The 17,156-nt window shown below is 70.4% G+C and carries 15 protein-coding genes and 2 pseudogenes; 8 read left to right on the plus strand and 9 right to left on the minus strand.

The features are described 5' to 3' along the window. Nucleotides 1-132: 132 nt before the first annotated feature. On the minus strand, nucleotides 133-1,353 hold the full coding sequence (locus ACIGFK_RS19650) for a beta-ketoacyl-[acyl-carrier-protein] synthase family protein (RefSeq protein ID WP_400052855.1): 1,221 nt from the start codon (nucleotides 1,351-1,353) through the stop codon (nucleotides 133-135). A 363-nt stretch (nucleotides 1,354-1,716) separates the two neighbouring features. Here ACIGFK_RS19650 and ACIGFK_RS19655 point away from each other — a divergent pair, with 363 nt between their 5' ends. Then, on the plus strand, nucleotides 1,717-2,313 hold the full coding sequence (locus tag ACIGFK_RS19655; protein WP_376658731.1) for a DinB family protein: 597 nt from the start codon (nucleotides 1,717-1,719) through the stop codon (nucleotides 2,311-2,313). A gap of 92 nt (nucleotides 2,314-2,405) precedes the next feature. On the opposite strand, the gene ACIGFK_RS19660 is transcribed toward ACIGFK_RS19655, so the two are convergent. Then, a complete protein-coding gene (locus ACIGFK_RS19660) occupies nucleotides 2,406-3,857 on the minus strand; it encodes an amidase (protein WP_376658732.1) in 1,452 nt (483 codons plus the stop codon). 361 nt (nucleotides 3,858-4,218) lie between these two features. Here ACIGFK_RS19660 and ACIGFK_RS19665 point away from each other — a divergent pair, with 361 nt between their 5' ends. Both ACIGFK_RS19665 and ACIGFK_RS19670 read left to right on the plus strand, forming a co-directional pair. Further along, a complete protein-coding gene (locus tag ACIGFK_RS19665) occupies nucleotides 4,219-5,052 on the plus strand; it encodes a PIG-L family deacetylase (RefSeq protein WP_376658733.1) in 834 nt (277 codons plus the stop codon). 163 nt (nucleotides 5,053-5,215) lie between these two features. Next, a complete protein-coding gene (locus ACIGFK_RS19670; protein ID WP_400052858.1) occupies nucleotides 5,216-5,752 on the plus strand; it encodes a S1 RNA-binding domain-containing protein in 537 nt (178 codons plus the stop codon). A gap of 161 nt (nucleotides 5,753-5,913) precedes the next feature. On the opposite strand, the gene ACIGFK_RS19675 is transcribed toward ACIGFK_RS19670, so the two are convergent. Together ACIGFK_RS19675 and ACIGFK_RS19680 are read right to left on the minus strand one after the other, a co-directional pair. After that, entirely contained in the window at nucleotides 5,914-6,246 is a 333-nt protein-coding gene (locus ACIGFK_RS19675; RefSeq protein WP_400052860.1) for a hypothetical protein, read from the minus strand. Further along, nucleotides 6,243-7,178, minus strand: a pseudogene (locus tag ACIGFK_RS19680) (MerR family transcriptional regulator). The gene ACIGFK_RS19675 and the pseudogene ACIGFK_RS19680 overlap by 4 nt, the downstream one beginning before the upstream one ends. Before the next feature lie 461 nt (nucleotides 7,179-7,639). On the opposite strand from ACIGFK_RS19680, the gene ACIGFK_RS19685 reads away from it, so the two are divergent. Further along, nucleotides 7,640-7,972 carry a hypothetical protein gene (locus ACIGFK_RS19685; RefSeq protein ID WP_400052862.1) on the plus strand — a complete coding sequence of 111 codons (333 nt, stop codon included), beginning with the start codon at nucleotides 7,640-7,642 and terminating at the stop codon, nucleotides 7,970-7,972. A 284-nt stretch (nucleotides 7,973-8,256) separates the two neighbouring features. Here the strand turns inward: ACIGFK_RS19685 and ACIGFK_RS19690 are convergent, their stop codons facing one another. Both ACIGFK_RS19690 and ACIGFK_RS19695 read right to left on the minus strand, forming a co-directional pair. Continuing rightward, on the minus strand, nucleotides 8,257-9,225 hold the full coding sequence (locus ACIGFK_RS19690; protein WP_400052864.1) for a hypothetical protein: 969 nt from the start codon (nucleotides 9,223-9,225) through the stop codon (nucleotides 8,257-8,259). A gap of 211 nt (nucleotides 9,226-9,436) precedes the next feature. Beyond that, nucleotides 9,437-9,910 (minus strand): hypothetical protein, encoded by a 474-nt coding sequence (locus tag ACIGFK_RS19695; RefSeq protein WP_386472757.1) that lies wholly within the window; start codon nucleotides 9,908-9,910, stop codon nucleotides 9,437-9,439. A 326-nt stretch (nucleotides 9,911-10,236) separates the two neighbouring features. Here ACIGFK_RS19695 and ACIGFK_RS19700 point away from each other — a divergent pair, with 326 nt between their 5' ends. The 3 genes from ACIGFK_RS19700 to ACIGFK_RS19710 all read left to right on the plus strand — a co-directional run bounded on the left by ACIGFK_RS19700 (nucleotide 10,237) and on the right by ACIGFK_RS19710 (nucleotide 12,539). Next, on the plus strand, nucleotides 10,237-10,572 hold the full coding sequence (locus tag ACIGFK_RS19700; RefSeq protein ID WP_400052866.1) for a hypothetical protein: 336 nt from the start codon (nucleotides 10,237-10,239) through the stop codon (nucleotides 10,570-10,572). Nucleotides 10,573-10,581: 9 nt separating this feature from the next. Further along, nucleotides 10,582-11,751 carry a hypothetical protein gene (locus ACIGFK_RS19705; RefSeq protein ID WP_400052868.1) on the plus strand — a complete coding sequence of 390 codons (1,170 nt, stop codon included), beginning with the start codon at nucleotides 10,582-10,584 and terminating at the stop codon, nucleotides 11,749-11,751. Between the two features lie 347 nt (nucleotides 11,752-12,098). Beyond that, nucleotides 12,099-12,539, plus strand: a complete 441-nt coding sequence (locus ACIGFK_RS19710; protein ID WP_386472769.1) for a hypothetical protein — start codon at nucleotides 12,099-12,101, stop codon at nucleotides 12,537-12,539. A 207-nt stretch (nucleotides 12,540-12,746) separates the two neighbouring features. On the opposite strand, the gene ACIGFK_RS19715 is transcribed toward ACIGFK_RS19710, so the two are convergent. The 3 genes from ACIGFK_RS19715 to ACIGFK_RS19725 form a co-directional block, all read right to left on the minus strand. Continuing rightward, entirely contained in the window at nucleotides 12,747-14,246 is a 1,500-nt protein-coding gene (locus ACIGFK_RS19715; RefSeq protein WP_400052870.1) for a glycosyltransferase family 39 protein, read from the minus strand. Further along, complete coding sequence (locus tag ACIGFK_RS19720) at nucleotides 14,243-15,055, minus strand: polyprenol monophosphomannose synthase (RefSeq protein ID WP_400052882.1); 813 nt, start codon at nucleotides 15,053-15,055, stop codon at nucleotides 14,243-14,245. The genes ACIGFK_RS19715 and ACIGFK_RS19720 overlap by 4 nt, the downstream gene beginning before the upstream one ends. A 1,143-nt stretch (nucleotides 15,056-16,198) precedes the next feature. Continuing rightward, nucleotides 16,199-16,681: a DedA family protein gene (locus ACIGFK_RS19725; RefSeq protein ID WP_376658742.1), complete on the minus strand. Its 483-nt coding sequence runs from the start codon at nucleotides 16,679-16,681 to the stop codon at nucleotides 16,199-16,201. A gap of 356 nt (nucleotides 16,682-17,037) precedes the next feature. Here ACIGFK_RS19725 and ACIGFK_RS19730 point away from each other — a divergent pair. Next, a pseudogene (locus tag ACIGFK_RS19730) lies at nucleotides 17,038-17,156 on the plus strand (TetR family transcriptional regulator); the annotation flags it as partial.

Raw genomic sequence — 17,156 nt, forward strand, 5'->3', positions numbered from 1 at the left:
TGCCGGGGCAGCAGCCGCCCCGGCACAGGCGTCATGACGCCGACGGCCCCGGCCCACGGGCCGTCAGCTCCGTGTGGCGGCTCCCGGGCCAGGCCCCCGGGCGGGCCCGGACGGGCCCGGACGGGGATACCGTCAGGCGGACGTGAAGAGCAGGGCGGAGTTGTGGCCGCCGAAGCCGAAGGCGTTCGCCAGAGCGGCGGGCACCGGCATCCGGCGGGGGCCGCCCGCGACCACGTCCAGACCGACCTCCGGGTCCGGGGACTCCAGGTTGCGGGTCGCCGGGACCACCCCCTCGTACACCGCGCGCACCGCCGCGATGGCCCCCACCGCGCCCGCCGCCCCGAACAGGTGCCCCGTCATCGATTTGGTGGCCGTCACCGCGGCGTGCGTGCCGACCGCCTCGGCGATCGACCGCGCCTCCACCAGGTCGCCCGCCTGCGTCGACGTCGCATGCGCGTGCACGAGCGCGACATCGGCGGGGGCGAGCCCGGCCGAGGCCAGCGCCGTCCGTATCGCGCGTACCTGCCCCGGCGCGTGGGCGGCGGTGATGTGGTGGGCGTCCGAGGTCACCCCCGCCCCCGCCAGCCGCGCGTACACCCGCGCCCCGCGCGCGGCCGCGAACTCCGCCCGCTCCAGGACCACCAGGCCCGCGCCCTCGCCGATGACGAAGCCGTCGCGGCCGGTGTCGAAGGGGCGGGACGCCGCCGCCGGTTCGTCGTTGCGCGTCGAGTGGGCCTTGGCCTGCGCGAACCCGGCCAGCGGCAGCGGGTGCACGCAGGCCTCCGTACCGCCGGCCACCACCACGTCGGCCCGTCCGAGCCGGATCAGGTCGAGGGCCAGCGACAGGGCTTCCCCGCCGGAAGCGCAGGCGCTGACCGGGGTGTGCGCGCCGCTGCGCGCGCCGAGCTCGATGGACACCCAGGCCGCCGGGCCGTTGGCCATGAGCATCGGAACGGTGTGCGGGGAGACCTTGCGCACCCCGGAGGCCTCCAGGACGTCGTCCTGCCCGAGCAGGGTCAGCGCCCCGCCGGTCCCGGTGCCGACGACCACGGCGAGCCGCTCCGGCTCCACCTGCGGCCGCCCCGCATCCGCCCACGCCTCGCGGGCGGCCACCAGCGCGAGTTGCTCGCAGCGGTCCAGGCGCCGCGCCTGCACCCGGTCCAGTACCTCGGCCGGATCCTGGCGCACCCGCCCGGCGATGCGTACGGGGAGGGACGCGGCCCACTCCTCCTCGATGGCGCGGATGCCGTTCTCGCCGCGCAGCATCGCCTGCCAGGTGGCTTCCGCGTCGCCGCCGAGCGGAGTGGTGGCCCCCAGGCCGGTGACGGCAACTCCGGTGATGCCCGTACCCATGACGGTTCCCCCTTGTGGTGATCTCACAGTCGATCGGACTGCCCGTGTCACCACTGTGCCAAGCCGCAGACCGCCTCATGAGCAGGATGATCAATCGATTCATGATCACGAATTTGTATGGTTCGGCCATGACGATCGGCCCGGCAGGACCACGCCCTCCCGAGGCGCAACCGTCTCCGGCACCCGGGCAGCTCCGCCACCGCGCCCGTCTCCACTCCGGGGTCCAGGAGGGGCGGCGGCCCGGCCCGGTCCGGTTCACGACAGGGGGCGAACAGCCGGGCAGACGTGTCGTGGTGGCGGCCCCCGGCCGCCGTGCGCACCACGACCGGCACCCATGTCAGTGCCGGGTGGAAGACTGGCGACATGACCGAACCGAATCCGAAAGCGGACCTCCTGCGATACCTGCAAGAGGCGCGGGACGCCCTGGTGTGGAAGCTCGACGGGCTCTCGGAGTACGACGTCCGCCGCCCTCTGACCCCCACGGGCACGAACCTGTTGGGGCTGGTCAAGCATGTCGCCGGCGTGGAGCTGGGGTACTTCGGCGACACGTTCGGACGGCCGTTCTTCGGCAAGGAGCCGCCTGTCTGGTGGCACACCGAGGAGCCGGAATCCAACGCGGACATGTGGGCCACGGCGGACGAGTCACGGGAACAGATCGTCGGCCTGTACCGACAGGCGTGGGAGCACTCCGACAGCACGATCGCGTCGCTGGCGCTCGACGCGGTGGGTCACGTCCCGTGGTGGCCGGAGGAGCGGCGGGAGGTGACACTGCACCACATCCTGGTGCGCGTGATCTCCGACACGCACCGCCACGCCGGCCACGCCGACATCCTGCGCGAGCTCATGGACGGCTCCGCCGGATATCTGCCGGGCAAGGACGACATGCCCCCGGAGGACCAGGCGTGGTGGGCGGCCCACCGGGAGCGGCTGGAGCGCGCCGCGCGGGAGGCCGAGGGCTGATCACGCCCGGCTGCCGACACCGGTCCGGCCGTGACCAACCCCCGTTCTTTCGTCATCCGCACCTCGTCACAGCGTGCACCTGGCAGGAAGCCCTACTTCGGTACCTGGAAGCCGCCGATCCGCTGCTCGAGCAGTTCGGCCAGCCGCAGCGGGGTGCGGTCCTCGAACATCGGGCCGATGAGTTGCACTCCCACCGGCAGGCCGTCGGGGGACAGACCCGTCGGTACGGCGGTGGCCGGCAGTCCGGGCATGGTGGCCAGACCGGCCCAGACGAGCTGGTCGAGGTACGGGAGCTCAGCGCCATCGATGTCGATCCGGCGCGCCAGCAGATCGGGGTCGTGGTCGTGCGGGAACGCGGCAGTCGGCGCGATCGGGCACACCACGGCGTCGAACTCGGCGAAGAACTGCCGCCAGCCGTGACGGTGGAGCTCGCGACGGTCGTTCGCCCCGATCCAGTCGCGGTGGCTGAACACCAGCCCGCGCAGCCGCGCCGCGTCGAGACTGGGGTCGTTCGCGCTCAGTCCGGCGGCGCGGGTCCGCATCTGCTCGTACGCTTCGACGGGCAATCGTGCACCGGAGCCCGAGAACAGCAACTGCATGTAGAGCGTCGCGGCTTCGGCCAGGTCGGGAAGCAGCGGCGTGTGCCGTTCGACGCGGGCGCCGCCGTCGACAAGTGCGTCGGCGACCCGGTTCACGCCCGCCCGCACAGCGGATCCGGTCGGAATGAACGGGTGCTCGTCGAGGACCAGGACCCGGAAGTCGCTCAGCCGCTCGTGACGTGCGAGCGGCAGCGTCAGGCCGTGCGCCACGCCGAACGTCAGCGGGTCCGGCCCGGCCATGACGTCGAGCAGGAGCGTGAGGTCGCGGGCGGTGCGCGCCATCGGGCCGACGACGGCGAGGTCGAGGTCGACCGGCAATGCCGGCATGGTCGGCGGGACCATGCCTCGGTTCGCCACCAGCCCGAGCGTCGGCTTGTGTGCGTAGACCCCGCAGAAGTGCGCCGGGGTGCGCAGCGAACCGCCGATGTCGGAGCCGATGGACAACGCGCCGAAGCCGGCCGCCAGGGCTGCCGCCGAGCCGCCGGACGATCCGCCGGCCGTGCGAGCGTGGTCCCACGGGTTGTTGGTGGTGCCGTAGATCTCGTTGAAGCTCTGCAGGTCCTGCAGCCCCAAGGGCACATTGGTCTTGCCGAGCACCACCGCGCCTGCGGCCCGGAGCCGCGACACCTGTACCGCGTCCTCGGCCGGCACGAAGTCCCGGTACGTCGGCATGCCCCAGGTCGTGGGCAACCCGGCGACGTCGTAGGACTCCTTGACCGTCACCGGAATACCGAGCAGTGGCCGGTCCTCGCCGCGTGCACGCGCCTGGTCGGCAGCGTGCGCGGCGGCCCGCGCACGGTCGAAGTCCGGCACGCAGATCGCGTTGATGACGGCGTCGTCCCGCTCGATCCGGGCGATTGCCTCGTCGGTCAGCTCCACCGACGTCACTTCACCGGTGCGCAGGGCGGCCGCGAGTTCTTCTGCAGTCTGAAAGTTCCACTCCATGAATCGGACCGTACTGACCTCCGGGAGAGGCCATAAAATACCGATTTGCACAACGGGTTGGATGGCTCAACTCGTCATGTTGCTTTCCGGCCATGGGAATTCACCCGCCCCTGACGCCCGACCATCGACCACGGCGACGCGCGGCGCCATGGCCGCGCGGCCTCGCGGCGGCGGCGACGCGCGGCCTCGCCGGGAACAGCCGGCCCGGCCGGGAGGTTGCACCGACCGAGGGACCGGCGTCGCCGCATGAGCAGGGAACATGGAGACCACCGGGGTGTCCGCCCCTCCGGGATCCGGGCCCCTGGATCGCGGTGCAGCCGCCGTTCACCCGTACCAAGACGTATTTCAGCAGGAGGACTGCATGACTGACCGGCCTTTGACGCTCATGGCCGTGCACGCCCATCCCGACGACGAAGCCACCGGCACGGGAGGGGTCCTCGCACGGTACGCGGCGGAAGGCATCCGCACCGTGCTCGTGACGTGTACCGACGGCGGTTGCGGTGACGGACCGGGGGGCACCAAGCCGGGCGATCCCGGGCACGATCCGGCGGCCGTCGCCTTGATGCGGCGTCAAGAACTCGAGGCGAGCTGTGACGTCCTGAAGGTCGGCGACCTGGAGATGCTGGACTATGCCGACTCCGGGATGATGGGCTGGCCGAGCAACGACGCCCCCGGGTCCTTCTGGCAGACCCCCGTGGAGGAGGGCGCCGCCCGGCTCGCGGAACTCATGCGGCACTACCGGCCCGATGTGGTCGTCACGTACGACGAGAACGGCTTCTACGGCCACCCCGACCACATCCAGGCCCACCGCATCACGATGGCGGCGCTGGAGATGACCGAGCTGACGCCGAAGGTGTACTGGACGACGATGCCCCGCTCGGGGATGCAGCGGTTCGGCGAGATCATGCGCGAGTTCCACCCGGACATGCCGGAGCCGGATCCTGCCGAGGCCGCGGCGATGGCCAAGATCGGCCTGCCCGACGACGAGATCACCACGTGGGTGGACACCACCGCGTTCAGCGGCCAGAAGTTCGATGCACTGGCTGCGCACGCGAGTCAGGGCGAGAACATCTTCTTCCTGCGGATGGGCAAGGAGAGGTTCGGCGAGTTGATGGGCACGGAGACCTTCGTGCGGGTCAAGGACGCCACCGGCGCGGCCGTGCCCGAGAACGACCTCTTCGCCGGACTGCGCTGATCCGCCTGCGGGCCGGTGCTGCGGGTGTCCTTGGCCCCCTCGTCACTGGATGCCCTGGGGCTGCAGGACGCGGAGATCGAGGCGACGCTCGAAGCACCGGCACTCCAGGATCCCGTTCCGGCATCACCTTTCGAGCAGCGACCGGTGATGCCATGATCTGCGAGTGAGTGAGTACTCCTGGCCTGGAGAGAACGGCAGGCACGTGCCCGACGCGGCTTCGGCTTGGTCCGAGACGGTCCGCGCGCTGCCTGTCGGTACTCGCGTTGTCGGCGAGGTCGTCGGCCGACGGCCATTCGGAGTCTTCCTCGCCTTCGACGACTGCCCCCGCGCCGTGGGTCTGGCCAGGATCGACAGGATGCCCAGCTGCATGGAGCTGCCGACCGTGGGGCAGCGCGTTACCGGCGAGGTCGTCTGGCACGCCGACCACAATCATCAGGTGGGGGTCGTGCTCGGAGAGTGGACCGAGCACGAAGACCTGCTCCCGCGCTTTCGCGTCGGTCAGGTTGTCGGTGGACGCGTCACGAAGATCGCGTCCATCGGCGTCTTCGTACGCCTCGCCGACTGCGTCGAGGGACTCGTTCCGCTCACCCGGTTGCCTGCGCCTGCGGAGTCCTTCCGCCAGGGGCACGAGATGTCCGTGCAGATCGTCTCGGTCGACCGTGAGCGGAGGCAGATCCTCTTGGCCTGCCCCCTCCCGTAACTCACGGACACTGCATTGAGCGGTACCGCCCAGCCGCCTCTGCGCGTCCCCGATGTGATCAGAAGCGCGCGGCCGCCTGCAGACCCTGCCCACCTTCCGCCGGTCACGGCCGTGCCGTTCAGCGAGGTGGAACATCCGGCCGTACCAGGCAAAGCCCGGCTTCAGAAGGCCGACCACGGAACACGGCAGATGTGGGGTGCCTCCCCCTCCGGGCACAGGGCGGCGATCACCGCCTTGCGGAGGGACCTGCGCGTCCGCAGGGAGCACACCACGCGCACCTGCAGCATGACCGGCTGCCTGGCACCGCTGCTCAGGCCGGGGTGTTCCACGGCCCATTGGTCCGCCAGGAAGTCGTCCGCGTCTCCGGTCGGCGTCTCGGTCACATTGGTGATCCGGGCGCTGCGCGCACCCACGGCGTCCTCGATGCACGTCCTGACCCAGGCCAGCCCCTCCTCGTCCGCGTACAGACCGAAGGCCAGCTCGCGCGTCCTCATGCCGCCGCCCCCGTGAACCAGGAGTGGACGGGAGCAAGCGTGGATGACGGGGGCCATCCATTGACCGTCGCCAGGAGCCGCCAGTAGCGCTCCACGAGCGGATCGTCCCCCGTCCGCAGGCGGGCGAGGAGCCAGCGGCGCAGATCGCTCGTCGCCCCGGCATCCTCGTAAGCACGGGCGTAGAGCTCGGCCAGCGCGTCGGCAGGGGAGGCCTCCGGGTCGGCGGCGGGCATCAGCATCAGGCCGGCGGTACAGGCCTCGTCGATCAGTTGGCGCATCGCCCGGCCGAAGGCCTCTTGCAGTACGACGGCGTCCTTCCGGGAGAGCTCTTCCGCCTGGTCCTCAGCAGTCCGGCGGATCGCCGCGCGGAAGTCGGCGGTCTCGCAGAGACCGGCGAGTTCCACCCAGGCGTCGACCTGTCCGGACGTGGGGTCTTCGGGGAGTTCGGGCAGGGCGGACCACATCAGAGCAACGAACTCGGGGTTGGTTTCGAAGCCCCTGAAGGCCTCGTCGATGAAGTCGGCGACGAGGCGGCGGCGTTCGGTGCGGGAGAGCGTGGCGAGTCGGTGCACGAGGTCGATCTCCAAGCTGGTGGGGCGGCTGCGACCGGCGAGCGCGCGGAGGAGCGCGCGGCGCAGCCGGAGGGTTCAGATCTGTACGTCGAGGGCGTCTGCGTGGGCTTGCGTGACCTCCGACAGGGACAACTCCCGGTCCAGCACTCTGCGTACGGTCGCCAGGTCGATCCCGAGGTCCCGCAGCGTGCGGGCCAGATCGAGGCGGGCGCGCGCGTCGGGCCCGTAGAGCCGGTAGCCCGCCGGACTCCGGTCGGTCGGCGGGACGATCCCCTGATCGGAGTAGAACCGGATCGTCTTCACCGTCAGCCCGGTCCGACGGGACAACTCCCCGATGGAGTAGAGCGTTTCGCTGTCCATGCCCCTCACCTTGCCGTCTCCCCCAACGGGAGACTCAACCGGGTGCGGGACAGGGGAACTGTGGCACCTGGGTCAGCGGCCCGAACTCGAGAGGCAACGTCACCTGCCCGTCAGGCGGGACTCGACAGCTCCGTGAACGGATCGTCGGGCGCGTCGTACATCGGCTGGTACCGCGGAACAAGGACTGGGCTCACCCGGCCGGCCGACGGGTACGGCATCGCGCCGACAGGCCGGGGAACCTGTGGGCGGAACATCACGTCTCTTCATGCAGGAGAGCCGTCAAGGAACGGAAGCGTATGAATCTCAGTGGCGAGAACGGCTCTGCCTCCCGACGTGCTGCCGACCAGTAACCCCACCACGGCGGTAGCCCCCGCCTGTTAAGGCTCGGTACCGCAGCCGCGGTTCTCTTAGCCAGCACCGCGTTGGCCTGTAGTGATCGCGACGACACCACTCCTGAAGCCGTGCCCGCCACTTCCTCCCGGCCATCGAACTGGCCAGGCAACGGCGACCCCGATACAGAAGCCTTCCGCAAGCATCTTGCTGAGGGCGAAGCAAGCGCAGGCCTCCTGGCCATCTCCATGCACGTGATGACCGAGCACACCGGTCCAGCTCTTTCCATCCGGATCATCACCAACCTGGACCCGGAACTCCGCGACTCCGGCTCACCCGACGTGGCCAAGGCAGACAAGCTCGCCGAGGCCTTTGCCGACTGGCACACCAGCGAGTACAAGGACCACGGAACGGTCAAAGTCAGTAATCCGGCCACCGAAACGATGGCCACACTCAGCTGGTGATCACCGGACAGGAGCCCGGCCAGCCAGCCGGGTCGCCTCCGCTCCAATCATGTCCGCGATCGGGCCCATTGGGCCAGCGCGTGAGCTACTGGGGGCCGTCCCTGTTCTCCGTTCGCGCAGGCCAAGCGGGTCAGGGGGCGCTGCCGGCGCTGGGAACACCACCAGGCTCCGACGGCGTTGCCCCGTGCCCAGCGAGCCAGGACTGCGGGCCGGTGCCACAGTCCTGGCTCGGGTTGCCGTCCCCCGGAGGCCGTTGCTGGAACCTGCCGATGAGGCAGATGCCCTCATTGCGGGCAGGCAAGCGGGGCGAGGCCTGCGCTGGTGAACACGTAGCTGACTGATCGTCTGTCCGGTCCCGGATAGGAGACGACGACGGCGGTCCCGTGGCTGCTCGTTCCACCGTACTGCGGTGTCATTTGTGTGTAGGCGCGTCCGCGGAGGTCGGCGGCCCACGTCGCAGTGGAATCGGTCCAGGTGATCACGTCTCCGGCGACATGGACCCAGTCGATGGGCGCCCCCTCGTGCACCATGACCGGCGTCGGCCATCCTGCCCTCCAGGCGTACAGATTCTTGTTGCCCACTCCGGTCCACGCCCAGGTGGTTCCGTCGCTCGCCGAAGCCGGTGAGCCGTCAGCGGCGGCCAGCGCCGCGGGGAGGCTGACCGGCGTGCCCTGTGCGGTGACCGCGGTGAGCTTCGTCGGGGTGTCGATGGCGAAGGCCTCCGGCCAGACCACTGTGTCTCCGGCGAAGAACGAGGGCGCCATGTGCCCGGTGTGAACGATCTCGTCGGTCGCCGAGGCGAGATCGTAGAGATGGACCTGCCGCTGGACGTCGGTGAGTTTCTGGTTCTTCGTCCCGTCGCTGACTCCCTGGACCCACGTCGCCTTGCCGTTGCTGACCCACGGGATCAGGAACGGCCCGGGCACCGCGTTCCCGTTGGCGTCGGCTTGGGTCTTGGCGATGCTCTTGGGGGCTCCGCCGGCCTGGGAGTCCCAGGCGAACAGCTTCCACTTGGAGGCGACATCGTTCGAGTCAAGGGTGTTGAAGACCAGCCAACGGCCGTCGAAGTCAGCCAGGCCGAGGCCACCCTTGCCGTCGTTGTCGTCGGTGTAGATCGTGGTGCGCTTGCGACCCTGGTCACGTAGCCAGACCAGGGGCACACGGTCATCTCGCTGGCTGGCGGCCATCACCGAGGAGCCGTCGGGCGCCACGGCCAGCGGGTTCAAAGACTCGCCCTGCTCCGCCTGGAGCATCCCCGCGGTCTGGGCCTGCTTCCAGGCGCCTGGGGTGTCCACCTTGCAGAACGGCTTGCCGGAATCGGCCGGGGGCGCGGAAGCGGACGGCTGGGAGGGTGCTGCGCTGCTCGGGGTAGGAGACTCCGCTGTCGCCGGGGAGGTGCGTGGTGCCGACGAGCACCCGAAGGTGCTCGCCAGCGCCACGCCTATCGCTGCGATCAGCAGTCCCCTACCAGTTGTCGCCACGGCCACCCACGATCGTCAGGAGGGGGCTGTTGGGTATTCCGCTCCGTAAAGGCACGCTGGACCACACGGTGGTCGCCGAGTCCAGGTGGGCCGCCCTGCCCGCCTCGTCGTCCAACTGTGCGCCCACCGCGTCCACGCCGGTCCCGTCGTTGTTCGGCGTGATCCCGGTCCAGCGGGCGTGGGTCTGATCGTCGCAGTTCCAGCTTCCGCGCATGCCCAAGCCCATCACGCGGGTGAGGGGCCCACAGCGGTTGTCATACACCGCTGGCCCTGGTGGGTGTTCGCGAGCATGTTGATGGTTGCGGAAGTCAAGGTCTTCGCCTTGTGGGCCGCCATGTAGGTACGCGTCCTTCGAATTGAGTTCGGCGGCGGCGGTTCCGCCTCCCCTGCCGTCCTTGGACTTGTCGTTGCGGTCGTCATTGGCGGTTTTGGCCGCCCCGACCTCCTGCGCGGACAAGGTACCGCCCCCGGTCGCGAAGGGGGGAGTCAGCCGAGGCGGCCTGCGGGGCGATGCAGCCCGCACCGACCGCAGAGCCGATTGTCAGTAGGGGTGTCTACGGTTCTGTTGTGCCGAACTCCTACACGACTCTGTGGACCAATGATCTGTGCCGAGAACTTGAGCGATCCGGCTACGCCGGCCGGCGTCTGACGATGATGTTCGGCGGCCCGCACCAGTCGTTGCCGAGTTTCCAGCGCGCAGGCGTCCGACCCGGTGACACGGTCTATCCCGTCCGGGTCTTCCGCACCCGCCTCCATGTGCTGGGCGCGATGGAGGTGTCCAGGATGATCCCTTATCAGGACGCCGGGTCGGAGCTCCACGACGACGACTACACGAAGCTTCTGGACTGGCGGCCGCTGAAGGCGGGCTGTGTGACCGAGGTGCTGCTCGGTCCGCCCGGCACTCCCCTGACGTTCAGCACGGTCGCCCCTCCCGACCTTCTGGAGCGCCTGACCTTCACCTCGCGCAGGGGTGAGCGCACGCTCAAGTACGTCGAGGAAGGACGGCTGGTCCGGTCGGTGAGCCTTCAGGGGATCTACCGGCTCGCGGCCGATTCCGCCACGGAGCTCCGCGGGCTCGTCCTGGACCTCAGCCGCAGCAACTCGGACGCAGGTAGGTAGGCGATGGGCATGAGACGAAGTCAACCACCGAGGCCGATCGCCGTCGGCGATGTCGTTGCGGTGTACTCCGATGCGCTCGGCGCCTGGACCGCCTCGCAGGTCACCGGCATCGACACCGCGGCACAGAGGGCTGCGGTTCTCGAACTGGACTGGTCCGGACAGAAGCCCTCGGCCGTGGCCGACCTGGGCGACGTACAGCCGCTCCTGCTCACACACCACAACTGGGGCGGCGAGCCCTCCCACTGCAACTACGAGTGGGTCCTTCCGAGAAGCTTCACGGTGATCGGCTCCCTGCCCCCGCTCGTGACCGAACCCTCGTACTCCTACTCCTCGGGGTGGGGGCGGGGCGAACAACTGGCCCGGCAGCGGCACTGGAACAGCGGCGGCCGTGAGGACTGGAACGCCCCCTATGCCCTGACGTGCACGGCCGAGGAACTTGCCGCCGACCGAACCCTCGGCGCCGTGCGTGCGGGCGTCAAGCACCTCACCGTCCACGGGATCACCCGGCTCGACTGCGCCCGCCTCGTCGCTGGCTTCCCGGATCTGACCCGCCTGTCGCTGTCGGGGAACCTGGGCACGCTCACCTCGGCGGCCGCCCTGAACCAGTTGCCACAACTGCAGGCGCTCACGATCCGGGAGCTGTTCGGGATGGACGCATCCGACTGCCTGCTGCCGCGCCACGTCCCGGAGGTGGAAGAGGTATCGCTCGACGACATTCCCGTCGGCTACGCGACGGCGATGCGCAAGACCTGGCGGCCCCACGTGCGGCACGGAATCCAGCTCGACGTCCGCGGCGCCCGCACACCGGAATGGTTCGCTGCCAACGCCACCAACCCGCTCCGGGAATGGGACGGCCTCGAGCACATACCGCGCACCACCTACCGCAAAGCCGTTGCCCAGTACGAGGCCACCCGGGACGCCTTCCTCGCCGAGGTCGGAGGGGGAGGCGGAGGTGGAGGCGGCCAGCAGCACGGCGTCATCGCGGAAATCGGGCGCGCCTTCGCAGCCGCCTTCAACGCACTCGACAGCCGCTCGCGCTTCATCGCGACCCTGGAGCGTGAGCAGCTGTTCGACGCTCTGGACTTCCTGGCGGACGAAGCGCAGACAGCCACCGGCCGCAACCTGTCGGCCGCTCGCGCGGCGTTGATCGAAGGCGTGGATTCCAGCCGTGACTGGTGACCGCCGCCCACCAGCCGTTGGCTGACCTCTCCTGATGCTGCTCGGCCGGCAGGGAAGCCAGGGCGGTCCTGCACGGCTGCCCCGGATGCGGCTTCAGCGCCACTTGCCGTAGTCGCTCAAGGTGACCTCGGCTACTGCCGCTCCCGGTTGACGAAGCGGAGGTAGCGGCGGCGGATCGGCGCTCCTGCCACCAGCAGCAAGGGTGAGCAGACGAGGATGGCCACCGGGACAAGGCCCTCACGGCCGCGAGTTCGACTCTCTCCTCATATTGCATGTGCTCAGTGTGCTGTTCCTCCTGGTGACTTGTCAGCCTGCCCTGACCGGCTGCGAGGGCAGGCCGGTTGTCGGTGGGTCTCACTCGCGGCAGACGGTTCCGCAGCGGCGGTCTGGACGATGCGGGGACGGTCGGGGCCTGCGGGTGCGACCCGCTGGAGGGGCTCGCCTGGACAGCGGGGTCCTGGCGCGGGCAGGACCCGTACACGACCTTTGCCTTCTTCCGTGCTGCGCCCGGGCAAGCCGTCGACGCCGAGCAGCTGGCCCTGCTGTACGGGGCCGATCCCTCACAGGTCGCGGCCGGCAAGCGCCCCACCTCCGCGAAGGCCATGTACACCTTCGACTACATGAGGGACGATCACCGCGTCGACGACGGCTGGGGCGCGCCGGACCACCCGGAACTGACCGACACGTTCGAGCTGTACTTCCACGCCCTGGAGGAGTCCCTCGGCCTGCGCCTGCCGCGCCGGGACTTCGCGGAAGGGGAGGTGCGGGCCGCGTACTGGGCCGGGTAGTGGGGCATCGGCGACTGCCGAGGAACAGGGCGGGCCATCGTCCGCCCGGAACCGGATCGGTACTGATGGCCACCGCCTCGCGCTCCCCCGCCGCGAGCCACGGCACGGCGCGTTTGCCGGTACGACTCGGCCCCCGTGCTCGCCATGGGCGTGCGCGGGGGCCGGGTCTCGGTGGATCAGGGGTCAGTGGGTCAGTGGGTCAGTGGGTCAGTGGGCGCGTTCGACCAGGGTGACCTGGAGGTCTCCGACCACGGTGGTCGCGACCGGCTTGTAGTGGTCCTTCAGCGCCTTCTCCCGGTCGGGCGGGAGCTGGTTGTACGGGTTCTGGGTTCCGCTCGAGGTGACCACCCAGACCCTCCGGGTCCCCTCCAGGCACTGCACCGGCCGGCTGCACTCCACCGGGAAGAGGTCGTCGTTGGCCACCGCCGAGCGCTCGGCGAAGACGTCCTTCAGCTTCGCGCGTTCCGGCAGGTAGTACTCGACCATCAGGTCGACCATGTAGACCCGGCTGCTGCCCATCACGAGGCCGTCGCCGGGCTTGTACTGCTCGGCGATGACGGCGGCGACCCGCTTGCCGTCGGTGCCTCCCTTGGCGTGCTCGGTGCGCAGCTGCCGCTGGTCTGCGGCGCCGAGCGCCACCAGGAGCACCAGGCCGGCCACGCCGATCCGCCGCGGGCGCAGCGCGCCGAGGCCGGCAGCGGCCAGGATCACCCAGGCGGGCAGGGTGAAGAGCAGGTAGCGGTCGATGAAGTACGAGGACGAGCCCTGCGAGACGATCCAGGCCAGCGGGATCGGTACCACGGCCACCAGGCCGAGTTCCACGGCCGGCCGGCGGCCCCGGGGCCAGGCGAGCGGCAGCGCAGCAGCTGCGAACAGGGCCAGGGAGACCAGCGGGGAGGCGATGAGGCCGACCCACAGGCCGCCCAGGTCACGCAGGTGCGGGACGGGGACCCAGCCGAGCTGCCGGGCCACCTGGCGCTGCCCGAGCAGGACCAGCGGAGTCAGCGGCAGCAGCGCGGCCACGACGGTGACGGCGTAGGACACCGGCAGCCGCCAGAAACGCGTGCCCCACCAACGCCCGAGCACGACGACGCCGTGCGGCACCAGGAAGAGCAGCGAGATCATGTGGAAGAGCCCGGAGGCGGTGACGGCCACTGCGTACGGCAGCCAGCGCAGCACCGTCGGCCGTTCCAGCGCCCGCAGCAGCAGCCAGGTCGCGGCCGTGGCGGCCAGCACCACCAAGGCGTAGGAACGGGCCTCCTGGCCGTACTTGGATACGGCGGGCGCCAGGGCGAACAGCACCCCGGCGAAGACCGCGGTCCGGCGGTCGAAGAGCCTGCGCGCGGTGAGCACGACGAACCCGGCCGCACCGGCCATCGCCAGCGCCGAGGGCATCCGCAGCATGGCCGGGGAGTCGCCGAAGACGGAGATCCACGCCTGCAGCAGCAGGTAGTAGGCGCCGGACACGGCGTCGACGTTGTGGAGCATGTCGACGAGTTCGCCGGTGCTGCGGTCGGCGGCCCTCCAGCTGGCGAGTTCGTCACGCCAGGGCTGGGCGGTACCGATGCGCGTGCAGGTGACTGCGAACGTCAGCAGAACAGCCCAGAGCGGGTCGAACCGGGCGGGCAGCCTGCCCGCCCGGGCGGTGAGGCCCTCGGATGCCCGGCTCCCGCCAGTCTGCGGTCGGGTTGGCGCAGCAGTTTTCACCTGCGGGGTCCAGGAACTCGGTCCTCCGGACGGCAGGTGCCCGGAGTCCCGTCCGGGGCGTTGCCGGAGGGCTGCGCCGGCGCACCCGGCCGCGGGCGGGCGGCGGACCGCCGGAGCTTCCACGGCATGACGGCCGACTCCAGCTGCACCGCCAGGCTCATCTTGGACTCGCCGATGGTGCGGTCCTCGAAGTGGATCGGAACCTCCATCGCCTGCACGCCGCGACGCAGGGCCGTGTACTTCATCTCCACCTGGAAGCTGTAGCCGGCACTGCCGACCGACGCGAGATCGATCACGCGCAGGGCCTCGGCGCTCCACATGTTGAATCCGCCGGTGATGTCGCGCAGGCGGGTGCCCAGGACGGTGCTCGCGTAGGCGTTGGCCCAGCGCGAGAGCAGCTTGCGGTGTGCACCCCAGGCTTCGGACAGGGTGCCGCCGGGGACGTACCGGCTGCCGACGACCAGGCCGGAGCCGGTGGAGAGGGCCACACCGAGCATTCCGGCGATCTTGTCCGCCGGGTGCGAGCCGTCGGCGTCCATCTGGAGCACGTACTGCGCGCCGTCCTCGACCGCCTTGCTCATGCCGGCGGCGTACGCGCGGCCGAGGCCGTCCTTGGTGACGCGGTGCATCACGGATATGCGGGGGCTGCCGTCCTCGGCCCGGAACTTCTCCGCGAGCTCTTCCGCGATCTTTCCGGTGCCGTCCGGGGACGAGTCGTCGACGATGAGCAGGCGCAGGCCGGGCAGGTCCAGGTTCATCAGAAGCTCGACCATGCCCGGTACGTTGCCGGCCTCGTTGTACGTGGGCATGACCACGACCAGAGGGGTACGGGCCCAGCCCTCGGGAAGGGATCCGGGCAGGACATCGGTTGCGCCACGGAGGTTGTGCTCGACTATCACTTGTGTTCTCCCAGGAGGCCGCGGCCTTCAGGCTGGAGGGGGACGGGGCTCGTGCGCAGCAGTGCGGGGTGCGGCCCTTCGCCGTCAAGGCCGAGGACCATCCGCATGCCCGGACGGGGTGTGCTGCCTGCGTCGCGAGAACCACGCGCCTGCGACGGCGCGTTGCGAGAAGCAAACACGAGGACTACCTCCAACGTGTGCGGTTCGGACCCGGGTTGGTTTGGACCCGGGTGGTGTTGATCATGTACGAGCCGACGGACGCTGGTCCGCAGCGGGCATGGGCCGGGAACCCCGCGCCTTCAGGCGGAGGAGGGTACGGAGGGATGCGCCCCGTCAGGGGGTCGGGCCGGCGCTGCGGGTCGCGGGCACGTCGCACCCGTCGGCAGCGCGGGCGACCTCCGTTGCCGGCGCGGTGGTTCGCACGGGCTCCCTGCGCCCGGGCCCGGTGCGCCCCGGCTCCGGCCGGCCCGGTGCCGCCTGAGCGGTGGCCCGCTGCACGGCTTCTCGGCCCGGCTGACGGACGGGTCCCCCTGCCGGTGGCGCCATCACGAAGGCGATGAGCCAAACCCCCCACACGTGCGATACGCACGACGATCCCCCACGAACGAATGACGAGGTCGATCCGGGTACGGCCGGTCGACGCCCTGTGCGGGTGCCCGAGCCGGCCCTCTGCCTCCGGACGGGTTCACGGTGGTGGCAGCGGTGTCAGGAGCACACGCGGTGCGGCCGTCGACGACAAGGGTCTCTCCCCCAGCCACCTGGACTTGTGGGCCTGGGGCTGACAGATCGTTTCTTCACGCGACGACGCTCGATTACATCACACGGGGTACGCCCCTCGGTGTGCGACGCGTGCACGACGGCCGCGCATCGCACGCACACGGCGGGTTCCGGCCCCGCCCCCTCCCTGCCCGCGTCACCTGCGGCGACGTCGCACCGTGCTCGGCGGACATGCCGTCGGCGGCGGTCTGAAGCGCGTCGTAGTCGCGGGCGAGGTTCAGGCGAGTGGGCCGGCGACGTACGCGCCAACGGCCCCGCACTGGAACGCGGGCAGGCTCAGGACTCCTCGGCCACGGCGTCACCGAAGGACGGCGCCGCCCGTCTTCTGCGGTACAGCACCACCCCGCACACCGCGAGGAGGAGCACGGCCACGGCGGCCACGCCGAGGGCCGTCCGCTCGGCGAAGAGCCTTCCCAGCACCTCGAGAACACCGAGGCCCGCGGTCGCGTATATCAGCGCCCAGGCGGCTCCGCCCACGAACAGCGCGGGAAGGTAGCGCGGCAGCGGCATGCGCATGCTGCCCGCGAGGAAGTTGGCGGCGGTCTGCAGACCGACGGTCAGGAAGGAGACGGCCACCACCGGTGCGCCCCACCGCTGGATCGCCCGCTCGGCGCGCAGGAACTTCGCCGAGGAGATCCGCTCGGCGAACCTGCTGCGGCGGGCACCGGCACCGGCGAGCCACCCGACGGCGAACGTCCCTCCCGCGCGGAGCAGGACGATGGCGTACAGGGCTCCGGCCGTGAGCGCGATCCTATCCACGACGCCTCATCCCGAGCTCCGGACCGGGACCCGGGACGCCGGTCCAACCGCACGGGTGTCCCGCCCCAGCGGGCGCATGACGCGCACAAGCCCGGTCACCGTCTCTCACCTGCACCCTCCCCCTGCCCGTTCCCGTCCTCTGGTCCGCCGCCCGCTGCGCCGGAACCGAACCTACCCGCCCGCACGTCAGGCAAGGTAAGCCTAACCGAACGCGCATGCGGGGTACAGGGTGCCGGACCTCCGGAGACACGACAGGCCGGTCGGTGGATCCGACCAATCATCTAGCGACGCTAGATGATGCAGTCAGCGCTAGCATTGCTGCCGCTTGACTGTCTAGCGGTGCTAGGATCCACATCATGTCGGTACAGGAACGCAAGGCGCGCGAGCGGGCGGAGCGCGAGCGCCTCATCGTGACCACGGCCCGCGAACTCGCCGAGCAGCAGGGCTGGGACGCGGTCACCACCCGTCGGCTCGC

Origin of the sequence: Streptomyces sp. NPDC085524, from assembly GCF_044541755.1 — a bacterium.
Lineage (GTDB): Bacteria > Actinomycetota > Actinomycetes > Streptomycetales > Streptomycetaceae > Streptomyces.

Excerpts from the sequence above, each read along its gene's own strand:
- ACIGFK_RS19660 (WP_376658732.1), bottom strand. The coding sequence starts at position 3,857 with ATGGAGTGGAACTTTCAGACTGCAGAAGAACTCGCGGCCGCCCTGCGC.
- ACIGFK_RS19705 (WP_400052868.1), top strand. The coding sequence starts at position 10,582 with ATGAGACGAAGTCAACCACCGAGGCCGATCGCCGTCGGCGATGTCGTT.
- ACIGFK_RS19665 (WP_376658733.1), top strand. The coding sequence starts at position 4,219 with ATGACTGACCGGCCTTTGACGCTCATGGCCGTGCACGCCCATCCCGAC.
- ACIGFK_RS19700 (WP_400052866.1), top strand. The coding sequence starts at position 10,237 with ATGATCCCTTATCAGGACGCCGGGTCGGAGCTCCACGACGACGACTAC.
- ACIGFK_RS19675 (WP_400052860.1), bottom strand. The coding sequence starts at position 6,246 with ATGAGGACGCGCGAGCTGGCCTTCGGTCTGTACGCGGACGAGGAGGGG.
- ACIGFK_RS19650 (WP_400052855.1), bottom strand. The coding sequence starts at position 1,353 with ATGGGTACGGGCATCACCGGAGTTGCCGTCACCGGCCTGGGGGCCACC.
- ACIGFK_RS19720 (WP_400052882.1), bottom strand. The coding sequence starts at position 15,055 with ATGCCCACGTACAACGAGGCCGGCAACGTACCGGGCATGGTCGAGCTT.
- ACIGFK_RS19655 (WP_376658731.1), top strand. The coding sequence starts at position 1,717 with ATGACCGAACCGAATCCGAAAGCGGACCTCCTGCGATACCTGCAAGAG.
- ACIGFK_RS19690 (WP_400052864.1), bottom strand. The coding sequence starts at position 9,225 with ATGCTCCAGGCGGAGCAGGGCGAGTCTTTGAACCCGCTGGCCGTGGCG.